This is a genomic window from Promicromonospora sp. NFX87, from assembly GCF_048564965.1.
Lineage (GTDB): Bacteria > Actinomycetota > Actinomycetes > Actinomycetales > Cellulomonadaceae > Promicromonospora.
The window spans coordinates 3,853,799-3,875,699 of the sequence record NZ_CP183413.1 but is presented as its reverse complement, the minus strand read 5'-3'; the positions used below and the strand labels follow the sequence as shown (position 1 = coordinate 3,875,699).

21 protein-coding genes and 2 pseudogenes are annotated in these 21,901 nt (G+C 70.0%); 13 read left to right on the top strand and 10 right to left on the bottom strand.

The window, feature by feature from the left end; all coding sequences use genetic code 11:
* Positions 1 to 38 precede the first annotated feature (38 nt).
* Both ACNYC2_RS17385 and ACNYC2_RS17380 read left to right on the top strand, forming a co-directional pair.
* On the top strand, positions 39 to 869 hold the full coding sequence (locus tag ACNYC2_RS17385) for a MoaF C-terminal domain-containing protein (RefSeq protein WP_419702991.1): 831 nt from the start codon (positions 39 to 41) through the stop codon (positions 867 to 869).
* A gap of 39 nt (positions 870 to 908) precedes the next feature.
* Positions 909 to 1,298 (top strand): nuclear transport factor 2 family protein, encoded by a 390-nt coding sequence (locus ACNYC2_RS17380; RefSeq protein ID WP_419702990.1) that lies wholly within the window; start codon positions 909 to 911, stop codon positions 1,296 to 1,298.
* Positions 1,299 to 1,331: 33 nt separating this feature from the next.
* Here the strand turns inward: ACNYC2_RS17380 and ACNYC2_RS17375 are convergent, their stop codons facing one another.
* Complete coding sequence (locus tag ACNYC2_RS17375) at positions 1,332 to 2,741, bottom strand: aldehyde dehydrogenase family protein (RefSeq protein WP_419702989.1); 1,410 nt, start codon at positions 2,739 to 2,741, stop codon at positions 1,332 to 1,334.
* A gap of 141 nt (positions 2,742 to 2,882) precedes the next feature.
* The gene (locus ACNYC2_RS17370) at positions 2,883 to 4,202 is read right to left on the bottom strand and encodes an alpha/beta hydrolase domain-containing protein (protein WP_419702988.1); all 1,320 of its coding nucleotides are present in this window, start codon (positions 4,200 to 4,202) and stop codon (positions 2,883 to 2,885) included.
* Positions 4,203 to 4,698: 496 nt separating this feature from the next.
* On the opposite strand from ACNYC2_RS17370, the gene ACNYC2_RS17365 reads away from it, so the two are divergent.
* The 4 genes from ACNYC2_RS17365 to ACNYC2_RS17350 all read left to right on the top strand — a co-directional run bounded on the left by ACNYC2_RS17365 (position 4,699) and on the right by ACNYC2_RS17350 (position 9,079).
* Positions 4,699 to 5,742, top strand: coding sequence for an NAD(P)-dependent alcohol dehydrogenase (locus ACNYC2_RS17365; protein WP_419702987.1), 1,044 nt, complete (start codon positions 4,699 to 4,701; stop codon positions 5,740 to 5,742).
* 3 nt (positions 5,743 to 5,745) lie between these two features.
* On the top strand, positions 5,746 to 6,936 hold the full coding sequence (locus ACNYC2_RS17360) for an MFS transporter (protein WP_419702986.1): 1,191 nt from the start codon (positions 5,746 to 5,748) through the stop codon (positions 6,934 to 6,936).
* A 72-nt stretch (positions 6,937 to 7,008) separates the two neighbouring features.
* Positions 7,009 to 7,695 carry a flavodoxin gene (locus ACNYC2_RS17355; protein ID WP_419702985.1) on the top strand — a complete coding sequence of 229 codons (687 nt, stop codon included), beginning with the start codon at positions 7,009 to 7,011 and terminating at the stop codon, positions 7,693 to 7,695.
* 103 nt (positions 7,696 to 7,798) lie between these two features.
* Positions 7,799 to 9,079, top strand: coding sequence for an FAD-binding oxidoreductase (locus tag ACNYC2_RS17350; protein ID WP_419702984.1), 1,281 nt, complete (start codon positions 7,799 to 7,801; stop codon positions 9,077 to 9,079).
* A 40-nt stretch (positions 9,080 to 9,119) separates the two neighbouring features.
* Here the strand turns inward: ACNYC2_RS17350 and ACNYC2_RS17345 are convergent, their stop codons facing one another.
* From ACNYC2_RS17345 to ACNYC2_RS17320, 6 genes and pseudogenes are all read right to left on the bottom strand, one after another.
* Positions 9,120 to 9,251 carry a hypothetical protein gene (locus ACNYC2_RS17345; RefSeq protein ID WP_419707930.1) on the bottom strand — a complete coding sequence of 44 codons (132 nt, stop codon included), beginning with the start codon at positions 9,249 to 9,251 and terminating at the stop codon, positions 9,120 to 9,122.
* 27 nt (positions 9,252 to 9,278) lie between these two features.
* A pseudogene (locus tag ACNYC2_RS17340) lies at positions 9,279 to 9,554 on the bottom strand (cupin domain-containing protein); the annotation flags it as partial.
* A gap of 19 nt (positions 9,555 to 9,573) precedes the next feature.
* Positions 9,574 to 9,894, bottom strand: coding sequence for a carboxymuconolactone decarboxylase family protein (locus ACNYC2_RS17335; protein ID WP_419702983.1), 321 nt, complete (start codon positions 9,892 to 9,894; stop codon positions 9,574 to 9,576).
* A 64-nt stretch (positions 9,895 to 9,958) separates the two neighbouring features.
* Positions 9,959 to 10,687 carry an SDR family oxidoreductase gene (locus ACNYC2_RS17330; protein WP_419702982.1) on the bottom strand — a complete coding sequence of 243 codons (729 nt, stop codon included), beginning with the start codon at positions 10,685 to 10,687 and terminating at the stop codon, positions 9,959 to 9,961.
* Positions 10,688 to 10,778: 91 nt separating this feature from the next.
* Positions 10,779 to 11,249 (bottom strand): hypothetical protein, encoded by a 471-nt coding sequence (locus ACNYC2_RS17325; protein WP_419702981.1) that lies wholly within the window; start codon positions 11,247 to 11,249, stop codon positions 10,779 to 10,781.
* Between the two features lie 35 nt (positions 11,250 to 11,284).
* The gene (locus ACNYC2_RS17320; protein WP_419702980.1) at positions 11,285 to 12,247 is read right to left on the bottom strand and encodes an FAD:protein FMN transferase; all 963 of its coding nucleotides are present in this window, start codon (positions 12,245 to 12,247) and stop codon (positions 11,285 to 11,287) included.
* 108 nt (positions 12,248 to 12,355) lie between these two features.
* Here ACNYC2_RS17320 and ACNYC2_RS17315 point away from each other — a divergent pair, with 108 nt between their 5' ends.
* The 3 genes and pseudogenes from ACNYC2_RS17315 to ACNYC2_RS17305 all read left to right on the top strand — a co-directional run.
* Positions 12,356 to 13,243 (top strand): aldo/keto reductase, encoded by an 888-nt coding sequence (locus ACNYC2_RS17315; RefSeq protein WP_419702979.1) that lies wholly within the window; start codon positions 12,356 to 12,358, stop codon positions 13,241 to 13,243.
* A 78-nt stretch (positions 13,244 to 13,321) separates the two neighbouring features.
* Complete coding sequence (locus ACNYC2_RS17310) at positions 13,322 to 13,687, top strand: DUF2255 family protein (RefSeq protein ID WP_419702978.1); 366 nt, start codon at positions 13,322 to 13,324, stop codon at positions 13,685 to 13,687.
* Positions 13,688 to 13,804: 117 nt separating this feature from the next.
* Positions 13,805 to 14,746, top strand: a pseudogene (locus tag ACNYC2_RS17305) (LacI family DNA-binding transcriptional regulator); the annotation flags it as partial.
* Here the strand turns inward: ACNYC2_RS17305 and ACNYC2_RS17300 are convergent.
* Positions 14,627 to 16,297: a family 43 glycosylhydrolase gene (locus ACNYC2_RS17300; RefSeq protein ID WP_419702977.1), complete on the bottom strand. Its 1,671-nt coding sequence runs from the start codon at positions 16,295 to 16,297 to the stop codon at positions 14,627 to 14,629. The pseudogene ACNYC2_RS17305 and the gene ACNYC2_RS17300 overlap by 120 nt on opposite strands.
* A 128-nt stretch (positions 16,298 to 16,425) precedes the next feature.
* On the opposite strand from ACNYC2_RS17300, the gene ACNYC2_RS17295 reads away from it, so the two are divergent.
* The 3 genes from ACNYC2_RS17295 to ACNYC2_RS17285 are packed head-to-tail and all read left to right on the top strand — an operon-like array spanning position 16,426 to position 19,600.
* On the top strand, positions 16,426 to 17,766 hold the full coding sequence (locus ACNYC2_RS17295; RefSeq protein WP_419702976.1) for an ABC transporter substrate-binding protein: 1,341 nt from the start codon (positions 16,426 to 16,428) through the stop codon (positions 17,764 to 17,766).
* Positions 17,763 to 18,713 carry a carbohydrate ABC transporter permease gene (locus ACNYC2_RS17290; protein ID WP_419702975.1) on the top strand — a complete coding sequence of 317 codons (951 nt, stop codon included), beginning with the start codon at positions 17,763 to 17,765 and terminating at the stop codon, positions 18,711 to 18,713. Before ACNYC2_RS17295 ends, ACNYC2_RS17290 begins: the two co-directional genes overlap by 4 nt.
* On the top strand, positions 18,713 to 19,600 hold the full coding sequence (locus tag ACNYC2_RS17285) for a carbohydrate ABC transporter permease (protein WP_419702974.1): 888 nt from the start codon (positions 18,713 to 18,715) through the stop codon (positions 19,598 to 19,600). The genes ACNYC2_RS17290 and ACNYC2_RS17285 overlap by 1 nt, the downstream gene beginning before the upstream one ends.
* Positions 19,601 to 19,669: 69 nt before the next feature.
* Here the strand turns inward: ACNYC2_RS17285 and ACNYC2_RS17280 are convergent, their stop codons facing one another.
* Complete coding sequence (locus ACNYC2_RS17280; RefSeq protein ID WP_419702973.1) at positions 19,670 to 20,536, bottom strand: helix-turn-helix domain-containing protein; 867 nt, start codon at positions 20,534 to 20,536, stop codon at positions 19,670 to 19,672.
* 147 nt (positions 20,537 to 20,683) lie between these two features.
* Between ACNYC2_RS17280 and ACNYC2_RS17275 the strand changes: the two genes are divergently transcribed.
* Positions 20,684 to 21,895 carry an aldo/keto reductase gene (locus tag ACNYC2_RS17275; RefSeq protein WP_419702972.1) on the top strand — a complete coding sequence of 404 codons (1,212 nt, stop codon included), beginning with the start codon at positions 20,684 to 20,686 and terminating at the stop codon, positions 21,893 to 21,895.
* Positions 21,896 to 21,901: the final 6 nt, after the last annotated feature.

Below are 21,901 nucleotides of genomic sequence, written 5' to 3'. Positions count from 1 at the left end.
ACCTTCACCGGCACGGTCCAACCCACGTCAGGAGCATCATGACCCAGTCGCAGCGCATCGAGGTCGGGGCCCGCGTTGACGCCGCCGACCAGTCGCAGTGGAAGACCTACGACGACTTCGCCGCCGGGATCGACACCTACCGGCTACCGAACGTCGACCTGACCGGCCGCACCGTGGAGCTACGGTTCGACGGCGGTACCGAGCTGAGTCTCCAGTTCGTCGACGCCGCCACCGTGCAGTGGACCTCGGCGGAGCTGCTCGGCGCCGCCGACGGCACCGCCGACCCGTACGACGCGGTGCGTGTGCGGAACGATGTCGTCTTCCTCAACGTGCCGTTCGCCTCGCGTGACCGGGAGGCGCTGACCGTTGTGTGGTCCGAGCGCACCGGCCGTGCGCTGCTTGCCCACTCGGTCGTCGCACTGGAGAAGACCGAGGGCGTGCCCCAGGTAGGACAGACCTTCGCCGCGGGGGAGGTGGTCGGTGGCACCGTGACGGGAGCCAGGCCTGGCCCTACCCGCGACCTGGTCGGTATGCGCAACGTTTACCGGTACAGCCCGCACCACCTGTACGAGCACGTCTACCTCAGCTCGGAGCGATACGCGTGGCAGTGCCTCCAGGGCGAGCAGCGGGGCCACGGCGATGTCGACCTGTCGACGCTGTGGAAGTTCGCCGACGGCCTGTACCTGTTCTGCTTCCGCGAGTTCGCGATTCCCGTGGCGAGCGTCTGGCTGCATGACCTCGGGTACGAGCTGCGGACCACCGGCATCTTCCTCGGCATCAACGCCGGGGGACAGGCAGACCACCGGCGGGCCGGCGGGCACGTCTATCCGCTCGGCGCCGTCCGGTACCCCGACGTGCAGCCCGTCTGACGTCGCTGCCCGCCCGATCCGCAACCGAAAGAGGCCTTCATGACGACCAACCACGACATCGTCGCCGCCCACTACGCCGCCTCCGACGCCGGCGATCTCGACGGAATGCTCGCACCTCTGTCGGAGTCCACACGTTGGACCGAGGCGGCGGGATTTCCCCGCGCGGGCACTTACACCGGGCCCGACGAGGTGCGGAGGAACGTCTTCGAAGCGATCGGCCGCGACTTCGACGGGTTCCGGTTCATCCTGGACGAGCTGCTCGACGCCGGCCCGGTGCAGGTCGGGATCGGCGCCTACACCGGGACCCATCGAGCGACAGGCAAGTCGTTCACGGCGCGGGTCGCGCACGTGTGGCACCTGCTGGACGGCAGGGTCACGACCTTCGAACAAATTGTTGACTCCGTGCCGGTACGCGCCGCGATGGTGTAGTGCTGTGCCGACCAGCGACAGTCGGTGATGCCTTCAGCCGCTGATGACCTGCGGAACGGCAACGGACTTGAGGCCCTCGACGCCGAACTCAAGACCGTAGCCGGACTGCTTGGCCCCGCCGAACGGCACGAACGGGTGCACACCGCCGTGGCTGTTGATCCAGACGGTCCCGGCTTCCAGGCGGGTCGCGACGGCGATCGCTGCGGCCCGGTCTGCCGACCACACCGAAGCACCAAGACCGACCTCGGCCCGGTTCGCCGCGGCCACCATGCCGTCGACGTCGCTGAACCGGACAATCGGCAGGGCGGGCCCGAACTGCTCCCGCTGGACGAGCTCGGCATCGTCGTCGATGTCAGCGACGAGGGTGGTGGGGTAGAAGTATCCGGGCCGGTCGCGGTCGGGGTCACCGCCGAGGACGACGCGAGCACCGCGAGCCTTTGCCTCCTCGACGAGAGCGTCGACGACGTCGAACTGCATCTTGTTCTGCAGCGGCCCGAGCACGCTGGCCTCCTCGGTGCCCACACCCATCGGCATCCTGGAGGCAAGCTCGGCGAGGGCCGTGACCACGTCGTCGTAGACGTCGTCGTGCACGTACAGGCGCTTCAGCGCGGCGCAGGTCTGACCTGTGTTGATGAACGCGCCCCAGAACAGGTCCTCGGCGATCGCGGTCGGGTCGACGTCGGGCAGCACGATGCCCGCGTCGTTGCCGCCGAGCTCGAGTGTCAGGCGGGTGATGTTGTCCGCGGAGGCCGCGATGATCTTCGAACCGGTCGCCGTGGAGCCGGTGAACATGACCTTGCCGATCTCGGGACGGCGCACCAGCGCGTCGCCGATGTCGCCGGCACCCGTTACGACCTCGAGCACGCCAGCGGGCAGCACGTCGTTGAGGACGGCGGCCAGGGCCAGGCCCGAGAGAGTGGTGTGCTCCGACGGCTTGGCGACGACCGTGTTGCCCATGCGCAGCGAAGGGGCGATCTGCCAGATCGCGATCATCATCGGCCAGTTCCAGGGCGTGATGACGCCGACAGTGCCGACCGGCCGGTAGTGGAGCTCGGCGTGTCCGGACTCGTCGTCCAGGACGGTCTCCGACGGTAGATCCAGGGCCGCATTGGCGCGCAGCCAGCTCGCGCACGCACCGACCTCGAACCGCGCGTTAGGGCCGTTGAGGGGCTTGCCCTGTTCGCGCGAGAGGACCAGGGCCAGGGCCTCGGCGGACTCCTCGACTGCGTCGGCGAGCGCGAGCAGCGTCTGGCGGCGCTCGTCGTCGGACTGCGCGACCCAGGCGGGCCGGGCGTCGACCGCCCGGGCGACCGCGCTGTCCAGGTCGGCGAGGGTATGGACCGGGGCGGACCCGATGGGCTGCCCGGTCGCGGGGTCGGTGACCTCTCTGGCCGGGCCGCCAGCGGCGGTGACCTTGGCCAGGAGTGTGTCGTACGTGTACATCGGGCCTCCTTGACGTGACGCGCGTTCGGGACGATTGTCGGCAGCGCCGGAGCCTGCCGTATTGACCCTCAGCGCAAGGGACGGTGCAGTCCGTGCATGGCGGACGGGGCCCCGCCGATCGGCCGGCGGGCCCCCGTCCGTTCAACGGGCGACGTCGGAGGCTCGGGCCGCCCGGACGGCCTCACGCTCGTCGAACCCGAGGACGTACCCGTCCCGCCGAGCCTGCCGCATCGTGTCGCGGACGAGCTCGACGTAGTGCCGATGGGTTCCGTAGCGCGCGGTCAGCTCGTCGTCGGTGTAGCCGCGATGGTGACCGGAGACCGAGCAGGGGAACGTGGTCCCGTTGTTCGCCATCTGGAATGCCGTCGGGGCGGTGAACTGGGACAGCCGGATCCCGCCCCGAACGTTGCCCGCGGCGTCCCGCAGGAGTGCGCCGTCGGCGTCCCGGCCGAAGGAGACGGACGGCGCCGCGGTTCTGCCCCGGGTGACCCACGTGCGGACGGAATCGATCGCGGCGTTCACGACCAGGCCGGAGTCGACGGTGCTGAAGGCGGGGAGGACCTGGCAGGACGGCGCGATCAGCTCGGTGAACGAGATCGGCCCGTCCGGGCCGGGGATCGACCGGTCGCGGAGCACCACGGCGTCGATGTACCGCGCGCCGTACAGGGACGCGTGCGTGGTGCCGGCGACGTCCCAGGCGCGGGTGTACCGCGCGGTGGTGACGGGCGGCCAGTCCGGGGCCAGTGCCTCGGAGTTGACGCTGATCGCGGGCACGGTCAGATCCGAACGGAGCTGGTCCGACCGGTCCCAGTAGACGAACCCGTCGAAGAGGCCGTAGAGCGGCTGGATCGTGTTGTAGTACGTCGTCAGGCGGATGCCGGACTGGGACTGGCCCGTCGCGATCACGTTGTCCACCCTCAGGCCTGGCAGCGGCCGGTGGCGACCCGCGTTGTCCTTCAGGGCCTTGGCCACCTGGGTCAGGATGTCGAACGACAGCGGATCTTCCGGGCAGAGACTCGTCCCGTCGGGGCCGCACGCGTCGGCGTCGACCGAGAGGCTGTCGTAGCGCTCTGGGCTCCACGTCCTGAGCCGCTCGACACCGGCTCGCTGGGCCGAGACGACCGCTACCGCGTAACCCTCGCGCAGGAGGTACTCGTGGGCCTCGTTGAACACGAACTCGCCGTCCAGGCCGAGGGTCACGTTGGCCCACTCGACGACGAGCGAGCCGTTGAACTTCTTGCTCTCCGGTGCCCGGACGAGCACGCGGGTGCGGTAGGGCGACCCGCGGTCGACGACGCGTGCGGTCTCGAGCGACGTCGACACGGCGCCGGCGTAGCGCGCGGCCGTGCCGTCCGCGTAGAACTCGCGCTCGGTGTAGCCGGCGGCGGCGAGGTCTACGGCTGCTGCTGACATCGGCGCCGTGCCCGGAACATCGACCTCCGTGAGGGCGGCGGCGCGCACGGGCAGGCTCCTGGTGGCGGGCTGCGCCGGTGATGCAGAGGCCGCAGGGAGCGGGGCGAATGTCCCCGCAAGCACCAAGGACAGGACGGCGGCGGCCATCCTGCGTGGGGCGGCTGCCGGAGTGCGTCGACAACGGATTCGCATGGTCATATCTCCCTCGGCACGATGGGGATCTTCGAGGTGCCCATGGCCACGGCTGCGCGGGCCTGCACCTCGTCGTGAGCAGTGTCGACCGGGCTGCGCCGACGGGGCTTGTGCATCCACGCCCGGAGATTGTCCGTGAGCGCGGGCCTGGTGGTCGGTTCCTGGGCGCATTCCCACGACCGGGTGCTGCCAGGGAGGTAATGCCAGTACCCGTAACACCAGAGCCTTCCGCGACCGTTCGTCCGAGGCTTCACTGGTGGCAGTCGTCCGCGCCCCGGCAGCACGCCCCAGCAGTTCGTCGTGGTGGCGGCGGACGCGTGTTCCACCTGTTCTGCCGCTCGCTTGGAGATTCGTGCTCACCGTCAATGCCTATGCCGCCCCGTCCGCTACCGAACCGCTCGGCCCGACGACGATCGAGCGTCGCGACGTAGGACCGAAGGACGTCCTGATCGAGATCCGGTACGCCGGTGTGTGCCACTCCGACATCCACACGGTGCGCGGCGACTGGGGCCAGATCACCTACCCGCAGGTGGTCGGGCACGAGATCGCCGGGATCGTCACCGAGGTCGGCTCCGAAGTCACGCGGCACGCCGTCGGTGACAGGGTCGGCGTCGGCTGCATGGTGAACTCCTGCCGTGAGTGCGAGAACTGCCTGGCGGGCATGGAGAACTACTGCCTGGCAGGCAACACGCAGACGTACGCGTCCGTCGACCGGGACGGCACGATCACGCAGGGCGGCTACTCCACGCACGTGGTGGTCGTCGAGGACTTCGTGCTGAAGATCCCGGACGCGATTCCGCTCGACAAGGCGGCACCGCTGCTGTGCGCGGGGATCACCACCTACTCGCCCCTGGCTCATTGGAACGCCGGTCCCGGCAAGAAGGTCGCCGTCGTCGGCCTGGGCGGCCTGGGCCACCTCGCCGTGAAAATCGCGCACGCCATGGGCGCTGAGGTGACCGTGCTCTCACGGACGCTCAGCAAGAAGGACGACGGCCTGCGCTTCGGCGCCGACGACTACCGGGCCACGAGCGACCCGGACACCTTCGCGGACCTGGCGAACACGTTCGACCTGATCGTCAACACGGTGTCCGCAGGCATCGACCTTGACGCCTACCTGTCGCTGCTACGCCTTGACGGCACGCTGGTCAACGTGGGAGCGCCTGCCGAGCCGTTGCCGTTGTCGGTGTTCACCCTGTTCGGCAACCGGCGCTCCTTCGCGGGCTCGGGCATCGGATCGATCGCCGAGACCCAAAAGATGCTCGACTTCTGCGCCGAGCACTCGATCGCGCCAGAGACCGAGCTGATCGCCGCCGAGGCGATCAACGAGGCGTACGAGCGGGTGCTGAAGTCGGACGTGCGCTACCGGTTCGTGATCGACATCGCGACGCTGGCCTGAGGCGTGCTCGCCGGAAGGCTCGCGCGACCCGCCGGGTTCGTCGCCGCCTCGATGTCGCTCGTCGCGGTGTTCCTGTCCTCCGGTACGCCGATCCCGCTGTACAACACCTACCGGGTAGGCAACGGGATCACGAACGCAGACCTCGCGCTGACGACCGTCATCTACCTGGTTTCCACAGCGTTGTCGCTGCTCGTCCTGGGGCGCCTGTCGAACCACCTCGGTCGGCGTCCCGTGGCGGTAGCGGCCGTCCTCAGCTCGATCCTGGGTTGCCTCGTGCTGATGCACGTCTCCACGCTCCCGATGCTTGTCATCGGGCGGGTCCTGCAGGGCCTCGCGTGCGGCGTCGCGTCCGGCGCCCTGGGTGCGATGGTGATCGATCTGGCACCGCGCACCCGGTGGCAGTGGCTGCCCGCCGTGATCACCAGCAGCGCGCCGCCGTTCGCGATCCCGCTCGGCGCGCTTGTCTCGGGCGCGCTGGTGGAGTACGGGCCGGCCCCGAGACAGCTCGGCTACGAGCTCGCCGCGATAGTGCTCGCCGTCTGTGGCGTGCTGCTGCTCCTGTGCCCGGAGCCCACGGCACGCACCCGGGGCGCCCTGAGATCGCTCCGGCCCAGGGTGCACGTTCCGCAGGGCGCGGCGCGCATCGTGGTCGCGGCCGGCGCGACGCTCGTGGCGACCTGGTCGTTCTCGGGCTTCTACCAGGCGTTCGCGCCGAGCCTGGCCGCGGACTACCTCGGCACGACCAACGCGCTGATGATCGCGCTGGTCTTCTCCTCGATCGTCGTGCTCAGCCCGGTCGGCGGTGCCATCACCGGTGGGCTCCTGCCGGTGCACGCGCTGCGCTGCGGGCTCGTCGTGTTCGCGGTGAGCATCGGACTGGTCCTGGTCGCGCTGCACGCGGCGGCCATCGTGCCGTTCCTCGTCGCCAGCGCGGTCGCGGGGATCGCGCAGGGTGCGGCGAACGGCGGCGGGATGCGCTCCGTGCTCGTCCGGGTCGGTCCGGCCGACCGTGCGGGCACGCTCTCGACCCTTTATCTCATCTCGTACGGCGGGGCGGCGTTGCCTGGTCTGGTGGCCGGGCGGCTGGCGGACACGGTCGCGCTCCCCGACATCGGGATCGGCTACGCAGGCCTGGTGCTCGTCGCCGCCGTCGTGGCTCTCCTCGCCGGCCGGAACACCGCCGGGACGCGGTGACGCAGGGACCTGCCCGCCTTTCAGAACACCATCGACCAGTTGCCCACATGCGACAGATATGGACAAGGCCTGATGACACGCACCACACGTCGAGACTTTCTCGTGCTCACCGCCCTCGCCCTGACCGGGATCGGGGTCGCGGGCTGCTCCGCGGACGAAGGGCAGGGCGGAGCCACTGACGATGCGCCGCTCGCCGTACCGCTCGATGGGTCGCGAACCCTGATCGCGTACTTCTCCGTGCCGTTGACGGACAGCCCGGACGGCATGAACCAGGACGAGGAGAACAGCACGCACGTCGTCGACGGTGAGGTTCTCGGCAACACCCAGTACGTCGCCCAGCTCATCGAGGCGCGCACCGGCGCTGATGTCTTCCGCATCGAGACGGCGGCAGACCTGCCCCTCGACTTTCCCGTGCTCGAGGAGCAGGCGCTCCAGGAGCAGGAGTCGGGTACGAGGCCCGAGCTGAGGGCCCTGATCCCGAACCTCGACGACTACGACACCGTGTTCGTGGGTTACCCGATCTTCTGGTACGACCTGCCGATGCCGCTGTACTCGTTTCTGGAACAGCACGACCTCGGTGGCAAGACGATCATCCCGTTCAGCACCCACGGCGGCAGCCGTCTGTCGGGAACGGTCGAGATCATCACGGAGCTGCTCGCGGACTCGACGGTCGTCGGCAACGCGTTCACGATCTCGCGCGACGACATGGACGACGCCGAGTCCGAGGTCGGCACCTGGCTGGACAGCCTCAACGCATGAGGGCGAGAGGCAAGGCCGTCGTCCTGATCGCGGTAGCGGTACTGGCCATGGCCGCACTGGTCTATGTCAACCTTCAGCACGTGCGCGGCGGGGTGCCGGGAATATGACGATCCTGCGCAAGCTGCTCTTCTGGTGCCTCGCAGTCGTGTTCCCGGTGCCGCTCATCCTGACGTACAACTCGCTGGCCAGGGAGCCCGAGCAGCTTCGGTTCTACATCGTGCTCGGCCTCACGGCCTACGCGTGGTGGCTGCTCGCCGTCCTCCTCAGCGTGCGGCCGCCGTGGCTGGAGCGACTCGTCGGGCTGCCGTCCATCTACGGGCTGCACGGGATGCTCGGCGTCCTTGCCGTCGGCCTGGCCTTCGTCCACCGGGACAACTCCTACTCGGGCAACCGCCTGGCGATCTTCCTCGGGGACTGGGCCTTCTACGCCGCGCTGACCGTGCTCTGCTTCGCGGTGTTCTTCATGAGCGGATGGCTCGTCGACCGCGTGCGGCTGCTGCTGCGAGCCAAGCAGGTCCTGGAGCGCGTTCTCCACCATCAGCTCTCGGTCTGGATCCATCGCCTCAACCTGGTCGTCATCGCAATGATCTGGCTCCACGCCCACCTCCTGGTGCGGGTGAACCAGTACTTCGGGTTCATGGTGCTCCTCGACCTGTACACGGTGACCGTGCTGAGCATCTACGCCTGGAAGAAGTGGATCGCACCCGACGGCTACCTGGTGGGGACGGTGGTCGGTAACGAAGAGCGCGGGGGATCGACCCGGCGGGTGTCCGTGGGCCTCGACGGCGCCGCGGCGAACGTCCGGCCCGGTGACTTCTTCTTCCTCCAGTTCGAGGACTCGGCAGAGGTGAGCCGCGAGTGGCACCCGTTCTCGGTGACGGACGACGACCAAAGCACCCTGACCTTCACCGTTCGTCAGCACGGGGACTTCACGCGTCGCCTCGGTCGCGTCCGGGTGGGTACGCGGGTGCGCCTGGAGGGGCCGTTCGGTCGCTTCGAGTCGGTGGTTCGCAAGCAGGACCAGGACGCGCCGCTCGTGCTCCTCGGGATGGGCGCCGGCGTCGCACCCCTGATCAGCCTCGCGACGGCCCACCACACCACGCGGAAGATTCATGTCCTGTGGGCCGTGCGCAACCCGGAGGACGCCTATTACCGAGACCTCCTCGCACAGCTCCAAGCGGCGTCCGGGGAACGTATGCACGTGACGATCAACGTGGGGCGGTTCCGCCGTCAGGACCTCGCCGAACTGCTCCCGGCACCGGTTCTCAGGAACGGCGCTTTCTTCGTCGTCGGCCCCAACCCGGCCGTGCTGGCGAACCAGCGGCTCCTGCGGAGGATGGGCGTCTCGACACGGCGGATCCATCAGGAGCGTCTCACGATGTAGCGGCGCGGCTCCGGCCAGGATGGCCGCAGCACGTCGGTTCTCACCGCACGATCCTGTCGCCCCCACCACCGACCGCCGCGTCGTTGTACTCGGCTTCGCTGACCTGCTCACCCCACTCGACGCCGACCACACCGGCCTCCGCGTCGATGTCGGCGAGTGCGAGGTGTGTCATGAAGGAATCGGGAAGCGCACCGTGCCAGTGCCACGTATCAGCCGGGGTGTAGACGGTGTCTCCCGGCCGCATCACGATGGTCTGCCCGTTCCTGGACCGGACGAGCCCGTACCCATCGGTCACATGAAGGGTCTGGCCGCGGGCGTGGCGGTGCCAGGCGGTGCGCGCTCCCGGGGAGAACCGCACCGTTGCAAGTCGAGCACACCCTGGCTCTGCCCCGTCAGTGATGCCGTCCACCCACACATCGCCCGTGAAGCGGTCTTGTGCCGCCTTCGCCGTGGGAGGCGAGGGAAGAACAGTCATCGGGCCATCGTCGAGCCGGCTACCGCTCATCAAGCACCTGCTTGAGAATGGTCGCCGCGCTCATCCCAGCCGGCCAGCCCGCGTAGAACGCGAGATGGGTAGCGAGTTCGGCCAGCTCTTCCCGGGTCACGCCGTTGTCGAGCGCCAGGCCGAGGTGGGACCGGAGCTGGTCGGCGCGTCCGAGTGCGGTCAGCGCCGCGACCGTGATCATGCTGCGGTCGCGCGGAGAGAGCTCGGGACGCGCCCAGACATCGCCGAACAACACATCGTCGGTCAGCTCCGCCAGCTTGGGCGCAACATCGCCCACCAGCTGCTGAGCACGACTCTTTTCCTGTGCCACTTGGCACCTCCGTTGGTAGGGGACACGGATTCTTTCCACCGAGACGCTTGAGGATCGTGGAGCGTCAGCCGAGCTGGCTGGCCGGGCGCAGGAGGATCTCGTTGATGGCCAGGTGACGGGGCCGGGCGAGGGCGAAGGCGATGACCTCGGCGATCTCCTCCGGCTTGACCGCGGCCACGTCGTAGCCCTGCTGCACCGCTTTGCGCGTCTCCTCGTCCGTGATGTGCGAGGGCAGCTCGGTGTCGACCACCCCGGGCTCGATCAGCGTGACACGCACATCCGGCAGCAGCTCCTGACGCAGCGACTCGGACCAGCCGTTGATGCCCCACTTGGTGGCGGCGTAGACGCCGTTGGACGCGCGCGCGGTACGGCCCGCGACGGAGGAGATGTTGATGAGGTCACCGCCACCGTCCTTGAGCTGGTCGAGAAACACCTCAGTGGCGGTGATGGCACCGAGAAGGTTGACCTCGACCATCGCCCGGTAGTCGGAGCGCTGGGCGGACGAGAATGGCGCGAGGAGCATGATCCCTGCGTTGTTGACCAGCACGTCGGCCCCGCCCAGCTCGGCCTGTACCCGGTCGGCGGCGGCAACGAGCGCGTCCCGGTCCGTGACGTCGGCCGGGAGGGCGATCGCACCGTTCCCGATCTCCGCGGCGAGAGCGTCGATACGGTCAGCTCGGCGGGCCAGGAGTGCGACCCGGTAGCCGTCGGCGGCCAGCGCGCGGGCCGTTGCCGCGCCGATCCCGGACGAGGCTCCGGTGATGACCGCAGTGCGGCCTGTGCTGTTGTTCATGGGATTCCTTCCTCAGCTGCCTGAAGGGACGTCGTTGGTCGTGCTTGATCATGTCGCCGAACTCGTGGGTGCGCGCTCGGTCGACGGCGGCTCAGTCGACGGCTGCCTCCTCCTGGATCTGGTCGACCGCGTCGTTGAACCCTTGTGTCGTGCCGCTGGATCCCGCGAGCTTGTCGAGCTCGACCTCGTCGATGCTGCGTCCGACGACGACGCCGGGTACCGCCTCGGCGAACCGTTGCTGGAGGTCCAGGGACGTCTCGTCCTCCGCCTGTGGGGTGACCCCGACGTCGGTGATGACGCCGTCACGAAGGCTGAGGTCGACGATGATGCTGGAGGGGAGCCCTCCGTACCAGCCGGTCGCGGTGTACTGCCCGTCGCGGTACTCGGCTGGGTCGCCCTCCGGGGCTGACGGGGTCGGGGACTGCCCGGACGGGGACTGTGCGGGCGAGGACTCTGCGCGCGGAGAATCGGCGGGTCCGGGATCGGTGGTGGTGCACGCGCTGGTCAGCGCGGTCAGGGTGAGCCCAGCGGCGGTCAGGGCGGTCGCTGTCGTCCGTCGCATCAGGACGGCCTCCTTCGGGGTGCGGGTCTTGAAACTCAGGGGTACGTGGAAGTGAACAGCTCGATACCGGAGCCGGGGGAGTGCTGGACCCGGCCGTCGGCGAGCACGCGCACGAACTGTGCGTCGAGACCGGTGAGCCGGTCCGGACCGGTCAGGAACAGCGCGGTCGCCACGCCGTCGGCGACGGCGGCCGAGTCCGCGACGGCCCACGTCGCGGCGACGTCGCGGACCGGGTGGCCGGTGCGGGCGTCCAGGACGTGGTGCAGGCCGCCGCCCCAGGCGCGGCGGTTGGTCGCCGACGCGCACAGCGCCCGGCGCGCCAGGGTTGCGACGCCCAGCACACGTCGGGGGTCGGTCGGGTCCTCCAGACCGACGCGCAGTCCGGGCCGGCCCTGCTGGACGAGGTCGCCGCCGGCGTCGACGACGAAGCGCTCCACGCCAGCCACCCCGAGCACGTCGGCGACGAGGTCCACCAGGTAGCCCTTTCCGGCCGCTCCGACATCGATCACGAGCGGCCGACGGGTCCGCAGCGTGGTCCCTACCCGCTCGACGTCGTCGGACCATGTCGGCCGGGTCGCGTGCTGCCTTCGAAGGTCGTCGTCGGAGGCGGGGTGCAGCGTGTAGCGCGCGTCGTAGCCCAGCAGCTCCAGTCGAGCCCCGACCAGAGGGTCGACCGCGCCGTCGGTCGCCTCGACGAGCCGGTCGTACAGGTCGAGCAGCGGCAGGTCACTGGCCGGGACGTCGAAGGTGCCGCCGTGCCGGGAGTGAGCGATGCGGGTCACGAGCGAGTCGGGCCGGAACCGTGACCAGGTCCGGTCGAAGTAGTCGATCACTGTGTGCACACGCTCGCGGACATCCGGGGCCAGCACGTCCCCGGCATCGATGGTCCAGCGCGTGCCGATCGCGTCAAAGGACATGACGCGATCGGCGGCAGCGGCGCTCCTGCTCGTGGCCCCGGCGTGCGGCTGCCGGCCAATGGCGGGAGTGTTGATCTGCATGGGACCCAGTCGACACCAGATCGGCCCAGCGTGGGAGTCATGGACGTTCGGGGTACCAGCAGGGCCTCCCACGACGGCCGAACCCTACTTAGCGTGGAGGACATGACGATGAGCTCCATACCCACCCTGACGCTGAACAACGGCGTGACGCTGCCCGCCATCGGGTACGGCGTCTTCCAGACCCCGCCCGACGAGACGATCACGGCGGTCGAGGCCGCGCTGCGCACGGGCTACCGGCACATCGACACCGCTGCCGCGTACGGCAACGAGCGCGAGGTCGGCGAGGCGATCCGCCGCTCCGGCGTCGACCGGTCCGAGATCTTCGTCGAGACCAAGGTCTGGATCAGCGACTACGGCTACGACGCCACGCTGCACGCGTTCGCCAAGAGCGCGGGCAAGCTCGGCGTCGAGACGATCGACCTGCTGATCCTGCACCAGGCGCTGCCCTCCCGGTTCGACCTGACCATCGAGGCCTACCGCGCGCTGGAGACCCTGCTCGCCGACGGCAAGGTCCGCGCGATCGGCGTCAGCAACTTCATGCCCGACCACCTGGAGCGGCTCGCCGAGGCGACGAACGTGGTGCCGGCCGTGAACCAGGTCGAGGTGCACCCCTACTTCCGTCAGCCCGACGTGCTGGCCGCGGACGCCGCGGCCGGGATCCTGACCCAGGCGTGGTCGCCCATCGGCGGCATCACGTTCTACCGCGACGGCGAGCACTCCAGCACGCTCAAGGACACCACGATCGTCGGCATCGCTCAGGCCCACGACAAGTCGCCCGCCCAGGTGATGCTGCGCTGGCACCTGCAGGAGGGCAGGTCGGCCATCCCCAAGTCGGTCACGCCGCACCGCATCGAGGAGAACTTCGACGTGTTCGACTTCGAGCTCACCGACACGGAGCTGGCGGCGATCGACGCCCTGGACACCGGCGTGCGCGGCGGCCCCGAGCCCGCCGACGTCACGCTCGAGGCCTTCGGCCGCGACATCCCCGAGGCCTGACCACCGGGAGGAAAGCACCATCAACGCACTGCGGGCGCTCGACGACGTCGTCCCCGCGACCGGACTCTCGGAGGAATCATGAGCACCTGGACACCTGAGGACCTCGCCGCCATCGACGACGACGGCGAGCTGCGCGTCGCCGCCCACCGACCTGACGGCACCTTGCGTGCGGCTCGGATCGTCTGGCACGTCGTGGTGGGAAAGGCGCTGTTCATCCGGTCCGTCCGAGGCCAGGACGGTGCGTGGTACCGCGGCGTCCTGCGTACCGGCACCGGTGCCATCGACGCCGGCGGTGTCCACACCGAGGTGACGTTCACCCCCGACGACGGCCAGGACGAGGCGATCGACCAGGCCTACCATGCCAAGTACGGCGACGGCTCGGCGGTACGGTCGATCACCAGCCCGATCGCGACGGCGACCACCCTGCGCGTCGACCCTCGGTGAACGAGCCCCTGTGAACGTCGACCGGAGCCGGGCCGAGCGGGGCGATAGGATCCCGAAACAGCGGACGGCCCGGTCGTCGTGGCTGGCACGCCGCGCCGGGGGAGACGGGGGACGGGCATGGTGCAGGGTGGCAAGCGGCCGCCGACCATGGTCGACGTCGCACGAGCCGCCGGTGTTGCCCACATCACCGTGAGCCGGGTCGTCAACGACGAGCCGACCGTGCGGCCCGCGACCCGCGACCGGGTCCTCCGGGTCATCGACGAGCTGGGCTACCGGCGCAACGACAGTGCCCGCATGCTCAAGAGCGGGCGCTCCACGATGCTCGGCGTGGTCATCGCAGGCTCGGAGCTCTTCGAGCTGCCGCGGGTGCTCCTGGGCATCGAGCAGGCCGCCAAGGACGCCGGGCACTGGGTCAACCTGGCGAGCTGGCAGGGTGGCACCCACGAACAGCTCGAGCAGTGCCTCAATCGGCTCGTCGGGCAGGGCGCCGCCGGGGTCGCGGTCATCGCGGACCGTCCGGTCGCGCTGGAGGCACTCGACCGTGCCGTCGCACACGTGCCGATCTCTGTGGTGATGTCGGGCAACGTGGCGAACCCGGCCATCGGGTCGGTCGAGCTCGACCAGGTGGAGGGCGCGCGCCTCGCCACCCGCCACCTGCTCGACCTCGGCCACCGCGACGTCGTCCACCTGAGCGGACGCATGGAGACCTACGACGCCCGGGCCCGCGTGGACGGTTGGCGCGCCGAGCTCCAGGACGCCGGGATCGCCGAGCCGCGCGTCCTGCACGGCGACTTCAGCGCGCGGAGCGGCTACGCGCTGGCCACCGGACTGGTCGACGCCGGCGACCTGCCGACCGCGATCTTTACCGGTAACGACCAGATGGCGGTCGGCGTGCTGTCGGCCCTGGCCGCCCGTGGCCTCTCGGCGCCAGACGACGTGTCACTGGTGGGGTTCGACGATATGGCTGGAGCCGACTACCTCGTGCCGGCCCTGACCACCGTCCGGCAGGACTTCGTGACGCTCGGCCGCCTCTCGATCGAGGTGCTGCTGGACCTGATCGGCGGGGGAGCCGCCAGGCACCACCTGCTCCCGCCGTCGCTCATCGTGCGCGCCAGCACCCGCGCCGTCTGACGTCGCCGTGGGCGCGGCGTACCGGACGCCACGGAACACCAGCGGATCGGCGCTCTCGGGCGCCTCGTTCACCAGACCGAGCAGCACCCCGACGAACCCGCCGGCGGTCTCCGTGCTCAGCGCGGTGTGCGGGAAGGTCGCCAGCACGTCCTCGCCGATCCGCGTGACGCAGGAGAACGTGTAGGACTGCCCGTCCGACCGGATCCGCAGCACGACGTCGCTCGCGACCGGCACCTCCGAGCGCACGACCTCCGCGCCGCCCACCCTTCCGGCCACGCGGACGACGCACCCGTCGGGCCGACGCCGGACCCGCGCGGCGAGGTACGTGTTCTCGTCCTGGAAGGCGACCACCCCGGCGTCGTGCCCCGCTATCCGGTCGGTCTCGAGCATCGTCTCGAAGACGAAGCGGTGCATGTCCTGGCGTCGTGCGAGGAGCGCCGGCCTCCCGCGTCCGGAGAGAGGTTCCGGCCGAGGGCGGAGCGTGATCGTGTCGTCCGCGACGTCGGCGGGCACCGGGCCACGCAGCGACACCCAGGTCGCCGGCCGGGTGGTGGTGTCCGGCAGACCCGGCAGCACCCCCTGCACCCGGCCGGCGCCCGGCGCGAACACCGGGCCGTGCTCGTCCCACTCCACCGGCACGAGCAGCACCTCACGGCCGAGCGTGTGGTGCCCGTGCACCGGGCGGACGCCGAGCACCAGCGCCCAGGCCGTGCCGTCCGGCGCCTCCACGATGTCGGCGTGGCCGACGTTCTGCACGAGCTCACCGGCACCGAGGTGCCGGTGCGTGAGCAGCGGGCTGCGCGGGTCGGTCCGGTACGGTCCGGTCACCGCGTCGGAGGTCGCGCTCGTGACCGCGTGGTTGCGCTCCGTGCCGCCCTCCGCGCCGATCAGGTGGTAACGGCCGTCGCGCTCGTAGATGTGCGGGGCCTCGACCCACTGCCCGCTGAGGGCGCCGTGCCACAGGACGTGCGTCGGGCCGACCAGCGTGAGCGACGGGAGGTCGAGCTCCCGCAGCCAGATCTCGCCCGGCCCGGTGGCGTCGGGCGCTTTCGCGTCGCGGGCGGCGGTGAACCACGCCCGGCCGTCGTGGTCGAAGAAGAGCGACGGGTCGATCCCGTCGGCCTCCAGCGGGGTCGGGACGGCCCACGGCCCGCCGGGGGTCGTCGCGGTGGTGACGTATGTGGTCGCGCCCTGCCGGTCCCGGGCGATGGTGAACACAACGTAGAACACGCCGTCGTGGTGCCGGATCGTCGGCGCCCAGACGCCGTCGGACACGGTGCTGCCGTCCAGCGGGATCCAGCTCTCGCCGTCCAGCACGTGCCCGGCGAGGCGCCAGGTGGCCAGGTCACGGCTGTGGTGGACGGGGATCCCCGGGTGGTAGGTGAACGTCGAGGTCACCATGTAGTAGTCCTCGCCGACCCGGCACACCGAGGGGTCGGGATGGCAGCCGGGCAGCACGGGATTGGGGACCAGACGCATCTGCGCTCCTTTGCGCGACGGCTCGCGCTTGACGAAATGGCAACGTTGCCATCAGCATAGGGGCATTCCCGAGGAGCCCTGGAACGACTTACCGGGTCCGGTCTGTCCCACATCGAAGGAGATGTGCCATGAGCACACACAGCAGTGAACCCAGGCGCGCCCGGCGCACCCTCGGCGCCGGTGCGGCAGTGGTCGCGGCAAGCCTTGCCCTGGCGGGATGCTCTGGCGGAGCCTCCGACGAACCGGCATCCGACGGCCCGGTCACCCTGGAGTTCTGGACCTGGTCGCTGAAGGAGGCGGACCCCGCGGCGCAGGCGATCGTCGAGCAGTACGAGGCCGAGAACTCTGGCGTCACGATCAAGCTGTCCGAGGTGGGCGGCACGCCCGAGACCTCGTCAAAGCTTCTCGCGGCCGACCGCGCCGACGAGGTGCCCGACGTCGTGCAGGTCGAGTACCGCGCGCTGCCATCCCTGGTGACGGCGGGCGTCGTCCGCGACATCACCGAGGACGTCGAGCCGAACCGCGCCGCCGTCGCCGACAACATCTGGGCGCTCAGCACGCTGGGCGAGAGCGTCTACGGCGTCCCGCAAGACATCGGCCCCATGATGCTCACCTACCGCACCGACCTGTTCGAGGAGTACGGCGTCGAGCCGCCGACGACCTGGGAGAAGTACGCCGAGGCGGCCGAGAAGATCCACGCCGAGGACCCTTCGGTGTACCTGGCCAGCTTCTCGGCGACGCAGTTCGAGTTCTTCGCGGCGCAGGCCGCACAGGCGGGCGGGAAGTGGTGGGACACCGACGGTGACACGTGGTCGGTAGGCATCGGCGACGATGCCTCCCTCGAGACCGCCGACTACTGGCAGGACCTCGTCGAACGGGACCTCCTGTCGGTCGAGCCGCTGCTCACGCCGGAGTGGAACGCCAAGGTCAACGACGGCAAGATCCTCAGCTGGGCCGCAGCCGCCTGGGCCCCGAGCGTCATCCAATCGGTGGCGCCCGACACCGCGGGCAAGTGGGCCTCGATCCCACTGCCGCAGTGGACCGAGGGCGATGCGTCGGTGCCGTTCCTCGGCGGGTCCACCTACCTGGTGCCCGAGAAGTCCGAGAACGCGGCGGAGGCCGCGAAGTTCGCGGCGTGGCTCGGCGCGTCCGACGAGGGCTCCGAGCTGCTGCTCACGCTCGACCTGTACCCGGGCGGCAACGCCGGCCGCGAGGCGACGCTCACGAACGAGCCGCCGCGCCTGATGCCGCAGCAGAACGACTTCTACGAGATCGCCGACCAGGTCATCGACGACACGACCATCCCGGTCGTGTGGGGCCCCAACGTCAACGTCGCCACCAACGCCTTCGGTGACGCGCTTAACAAGGCCGCGCTGGACGGCACGTCATTCCGGGACGTCTACACCGCTACCCAGGACACGGTGGTGGCCGACCTGGAGAAGTCCGGATACACGGTCGAGCAGCCATGACGGCCGTCGAACTCGCCCGCGGGCGTGGGGCCGCGCGCCTCCGCCCGCGCGGCAGCCGGAACCGCGAGCTGACACCGTGGCTGTTCGCGACCCCGGCGATCGTGCTGTTCGTCTGCTTCCTGCTCATCCCGATCGGCTACGCGCTCTACCTGAGCTTCCGCGGGCTCCGCATCGAGGGGGCCGGCGCGTTCGGACGGCGGACCGAGGGTTTCGTCGGCCTCGACAACTACGTCGCGGCGGTCACCAACCCCGAGCTGCTCGCCGGCTTCGGCCGGTCGCTGATCTACGGCGCCATCGCGATCCCCACGGTGCTCGGGCTGGCCCTGCTGTTCGCGCACCTGCTCGACACCCCGCGGGCACGGCTCACGAGCTTCGCGCGGACGGCGATCTTCCTCCCGTACGCGGTGCCCGGCGTGATCGCGAGCCTGCTGTGGGGCTTCCTCTACCTGCCCAGCACGAGCCCGATCAGCTACGTCGTCCGCGAGCTGGGCGGCAGCAGCCTGGACTTCTTCGGCCACCCGACGCTGTACTTCGCGCTCGCGAACATCGCGCTGTGGTCGGGTGTCGGCTTCAACATGATCATCATCTACACCTCGTTGCGGGCGATCCCGCAGGAGATCTACGAGGCCGCGCGGATCGACGGCGCCAACGAGTGGCACATCGCGTGGCGGATCAAGATCCCGCTCGTCACGCCGGCGCTCGTCCTGACGGGGCTGTTCTCGGTCATCGGGACGGTGCAGCTGTACAGCGAGCCGGCCACGCTGCGCCCGCTGGCCAGCACCATCTCGTCGACCTGGGTGCCGCTGATGGCGATCTACCAGGAGGCGTTCGGCAACGACAACCTGGGCGGTGCGGCCGCCGCGTCGGTGCTCCTCGCGGTCGGCACGCTCGTCCTCTCCCTGGTCATCCTGCGCTTCTTCCAGCGCCGAGCGTTCGGAGACGCCTGATGAGTACCCTCACCGCGCCCCGCCGCCCTGCGACGGCGACCACCACGGCCCGACGTCGGCCCGGGTTCTCGCCGGTCGCCACGATCGTGCTGCTCGCGGGCGCCGTCTACTGCCTGGTCCCCGTGGCCTGGGTGGTGATCGCCGCGTCGAAGTCGCCCCGCGAGCTGTTCACCAGCTTCTCGTTCGTGCCCGGGTCGGGCCTGGCCGACAACCTCGCCGACCTGGCCACCTACGGCGGCGGGGTGTTCTGGCAGTGGGGCGCCAACAGCCTCCTGTACGCGGGTGTCGGCGCGGTCGCCTCGACGATCGTGTCGGCGATGGCGGGGTACGCGCTCGCGAAGTTCCGCTTCCGCGGCAGCGAGACCCTGTTCGCCGCGATCCTCGCCGGTGTCCTCGTGCCCGGGATCGTCCTCGCGATCCCGCAGTACCTCCTGCTCGCGCAGCTCGGCCTGGCGGGGACGCTGTGGTCGGTCTTGTTGCCGTCGATCATCAACCCGTTCGGCATCTTCCTGTGCCGGGTGTTCGCGCAGGCGGCGGTGCCCACCGACACGCTCGAGGCGGCACGGCTCGACGGCGCGGGGGAGGCACGCATCTTCACCATGATCGTGCTGCCGATGATGGCCCAGGGTCTGGTGACGGTGTTCCTGCTGCAGTTCGTCGGCATCTGGAACAACTTCCTGCTGCCGTTCATCATGCTCTCGGACCAGCGCCTGTACCCGATCACACTGGGCCTTTACACGTTCCTCTCGCGGGGCGCCGGTGACTCCGACCTCTACCCGCTCGTGATCACGGGTTCGGCCGTCTCCGTGATTCCGCTGATCCTGATGGTGCTGCTGCTTCAGCGGTTCTGGCGGGCGGACCTGCTGGCCGGCGGCCTCAAGGGCTGAGGGACCGGGATCGAGCAGCCTGCCCCCGCGTCGGGGGCTGGCTGCGCAGCGGGTCCTGACGGCGGCCGCTCAACCGGATGTGGGCGACACGTCGGCCGTGGTAGTGACCCAGGTGCGCAGCAGGTCGAGCGCGTCGGCGGACGGGGTGCCGGGCTCGGCGAGGTAGGTGACGAGCCGCGCGTCTGCGACCGACCCGAGCGCCATCGACTCGTACTCGACGGTGACGTCGCCGACGACGGGGTGGTGGAGGGCCTTGGTGCCCGCGGAGTGGACGCGCACCGTATGACCTGCCCACCAGGTGCGGAACTCCGGGCTGCGGGTGGCGAGCTCGCCCACCAGCGCCGTGAGGGCCCGGTCGCCGGGGTCGCGGCCTGCGACGAGCCGCAGGGTGGACACCACATGGTGGCCACTGCGTTCCCAGTCGGCGTAGAAGTCTTGGGCGCGGCCGTCGAGAAACAGATACCGGGTGTGGTTGAGCGGCGCCTCGCCATCGGGGAACAGGTGGGGGAAGAGGGCGCGGCCGAGCGCGTTGGACCCCAATGGGTCGCCCAGTCGGCCGAGGACGATCGCCGGCACGTCGCCCATGGTCGCGAGAAGATGGCTGATCCGTGCGGGCAACAGAGGCCGCGGGCGCGGTCTTCGCGGGGGACCCCCATCGAAGGCGCGGGCCAGATCGAACAGGTGCTGCGTCTCTGCGTCGTTCATGGCAAGGGCACGCGCGAGAGCATGCAGCACGCTGCCCGAGACCCCGCGAAGGTCCCCGCGTTCTATCCGGGTGTAGTAAGCGGTGCTGACCCCAGCGAGCTGGGCGACCTCCTCGCGGCGCAGGCCCGGGACGCGACGCTCGCCGCCGAACACAGGCACGCCCGCCTGCTCCGGCGTGAGGCGCGCGCGCAGGCCCGTGAGGTACTGCTTGACGTCCTCGTGGAGATCCACGTCGTCGACGCTAGAGCCTGTGCCGCCGTCGAGGGAGGCACTGTTATTCACCCCCTTGGGGGATAACGCCAGTGACTCCCACCCCGTCCGCCGGGGTGCCTAGTGTCGATGCCGGACGACTAGCCACCGAAGTCGAAGGGACGAGCCATGGTTCAGCACGAATCGCCGGCAAACGATCCGCAGCGTCTGGGGCGGCGCGGCTTCCTCGCCGCTGCGGCCGGAGCGGCTGTGGCACCTGCGCTGCTCGGCGCGGGCGCCGGCGCCGCGGCGGCGCAGGAGGGCGGACGCGGTGGGGGCCGTGGACACGGCGGTCGCGACGCGGTGCGGAAGGCGACCACCCTTACCGGACGGCGGAGGCTCGGGAGGCTGGAGGTCTCGTCCCTGGGGCTCGGCTGCCAGACCATGCCGGGGAACTTGTACGGCCCCGTGAGCAGTCGCGAGAACATGGTGGCGCTGATCCGCACCGCGTACGACCGCGGCGTGACCTTCTTCGACACCGCCGAGGCGTACGGGCCGTTCGAGTCCGAGCGGATCGTGGGCGAGGCATTGCAGCGAGTCCGCAGGCACGTGGTGATCGCCACCAAGTTCGGGTGGAACATCGATCCGGACACCGGCGAGCGGCTGGAGGGCCTGAACAGCCGACCGGAGCACATTCGTCGCGCGGTCGACGGGATGCTCGGGAGGCTGCGCACCGACTACATCGACCTGCTCTATCAGCACCGCGTGGATCCTCAGGTGCCGATCGAGGATGTCGCGGGCGCGGTCAAGGAGCTTGTCGACGCGGGGAAGGTGCGGTACTGGGGACTGTCGGAGCCAGGCCTGCAGACCGTGCGGCGAGCGCACGCGGAGCATCCGCTGACCGCGATCCAGAACGAGTACTCCCCGACGTGGCTCGGGCCGGAGGCCGAGGTGCTGCCGCTGTGCGAGGAGCTCGGGATCGGCTTCGTCCCGTGGAGCCCGGTCAGCGCCGGGTTCAGCACCGGGACCATCAACCCGTCCACCCGGTTCGCCAGGGGGGACTACCGCGTCGCCATCCCGCGGCACTCACCTGACGCGATGCCGCACAACATGCAGCTGGTGCAGGTCCTGAGCGACTGGGCGGTCCGCAAGGGCGCGACCCCGACGCAGATCGCACTGGCCTGGCACCTGGCCAAGCGGCCCTGGATCGTACCCATCCCCAGCACAACCCGGCTCTCGCACCTGCTGGAGAACCTCGGCACCGAAGAGGTCGAGCTCGGCCGCTCCGAAGTCGAGGAACTGAACCGAGACATCGAGGGCGTCGAGATCCAGGGCGCCCGTCAGCCGGAAGGGGTGTTGGCGGCCTGCGGGGTCGAAGCACCGCTGCGCGCCACGAGTTAGTGCTCG

Bases quoted from the DNA above. Each gene is read 5' to 3' on its own strand.
- ACNYC2_RS17385 (WP_419702991.1), top strand. From the start codon at position 39: ATGACCCAGTCGCAGCGCATCGAGGTCGGGGCCCGCGTTGACGCCGCC.
- ACNYC2_RS17380 (WP_419702990.1), top strand. From the start codon at position 909: ATGACGACCAACCACGACATCGTCGCCGCCCACTACGCCGCCTCCGAC.
- ACNYC2_RS17375 (WP_419702989.1), bottom strand. From the start codon at position 2,741: ATGTACACGTACGACACACTCCTGGCCAAGGTCACCGCCGCTGGCGGC.
- ACNYC2_RS17355 (WP_419702985.1), top strand. From the start codon at position 7,009: ATGACACGCACCACACGTCGAGACTTTCTCGTGCTCACCGCCCTCGCC.
- ACNYC2_RS17350 (WP_419702984.1), top strand. From the start codon at position 7,799: ATGACGATCCTGCGCAAGCTGCTCTTCTGGTGCCTCGCAGTCGTGTTC.
- ACNYC2_RS17345 (WP_419707930.1), bottom strand. From the start codon at position 9,251: ATGACACACCTCGCACTCGCCGACATCGACGCGGAGGCCGGTGTGGTC.
- ACNYC2_RS17330 (WP_419702982.1), bottom strand. From the start codon at position 10,687: ATGAACAACAGCACAGGCCGCACTGCGGTCATCACCGGAGCCTCGTCC.
- ACNYC2_RS17325 (WP_419702981.1), bottom strand. From the start codon at position 11,249: ATGCGACGGACGACAGCGACCGCCCTGACCGCCGCTGGGCTCACCCTG.
- ACNYC2_RS17320 (WP_419702980.1), bottom strand. From the start codon at position 12,247: ATGCAGATCAACACTCCCGCCATTGGCCGGCAGCCGCACGCCGGGGCC.
- ACNYC2_RS17315 (WP_419702979.1), top strand. From the start codon at position 12,356: ATGAGCTCCATACCCACCCTGACGCTGAACAACGGCGTGACGCTGCCC.
- ACNYC2_RS17310 (WP_419702978.1), top strand. From the start codon at position 13,322: ATGAGCACCTGGACACCTGAGGACCTCGCCGCCATCGACGACGACGGC.
- ACNYC2_RS17300 (WP_419702977.1), bottom strand. From the start codon at position 16,297: ATGCGTCTGGTCCCCAATCCCGTGCTGCCCGGCTGCCATCCCGACCCC.
- ACNYC2_RS17295 (WP_419702976.1), top strand. From the start codon at position 16,426: ATGAGCACACACAGCAGTGAACCCAGGCGCGCCCGGCGCACCCTCGGC.
- ACNYC2_RS17290 (WP_419702975.1), top strand. From the start codon at position 17,763: ATGACGGCCGTCGAACTCGCCCGCGGGCGTGGGGCCGCGCGCCTCCGC.
- ACNYC2_RS17285 (WP_419702974.1), top strand. From the start codon at position 18,713: ATGAGTACCCTCACCGCGCCCCGCCGCCCTGCGACGGCGACCACCACG.
- ACNYC2_RS17275 (WP_419702972.1), top strand. From the start codon at position 20,684: ATGGTTCAGCACGAATCGCCGGCAAACGATCCGCAGCGTCTGGGGCGG.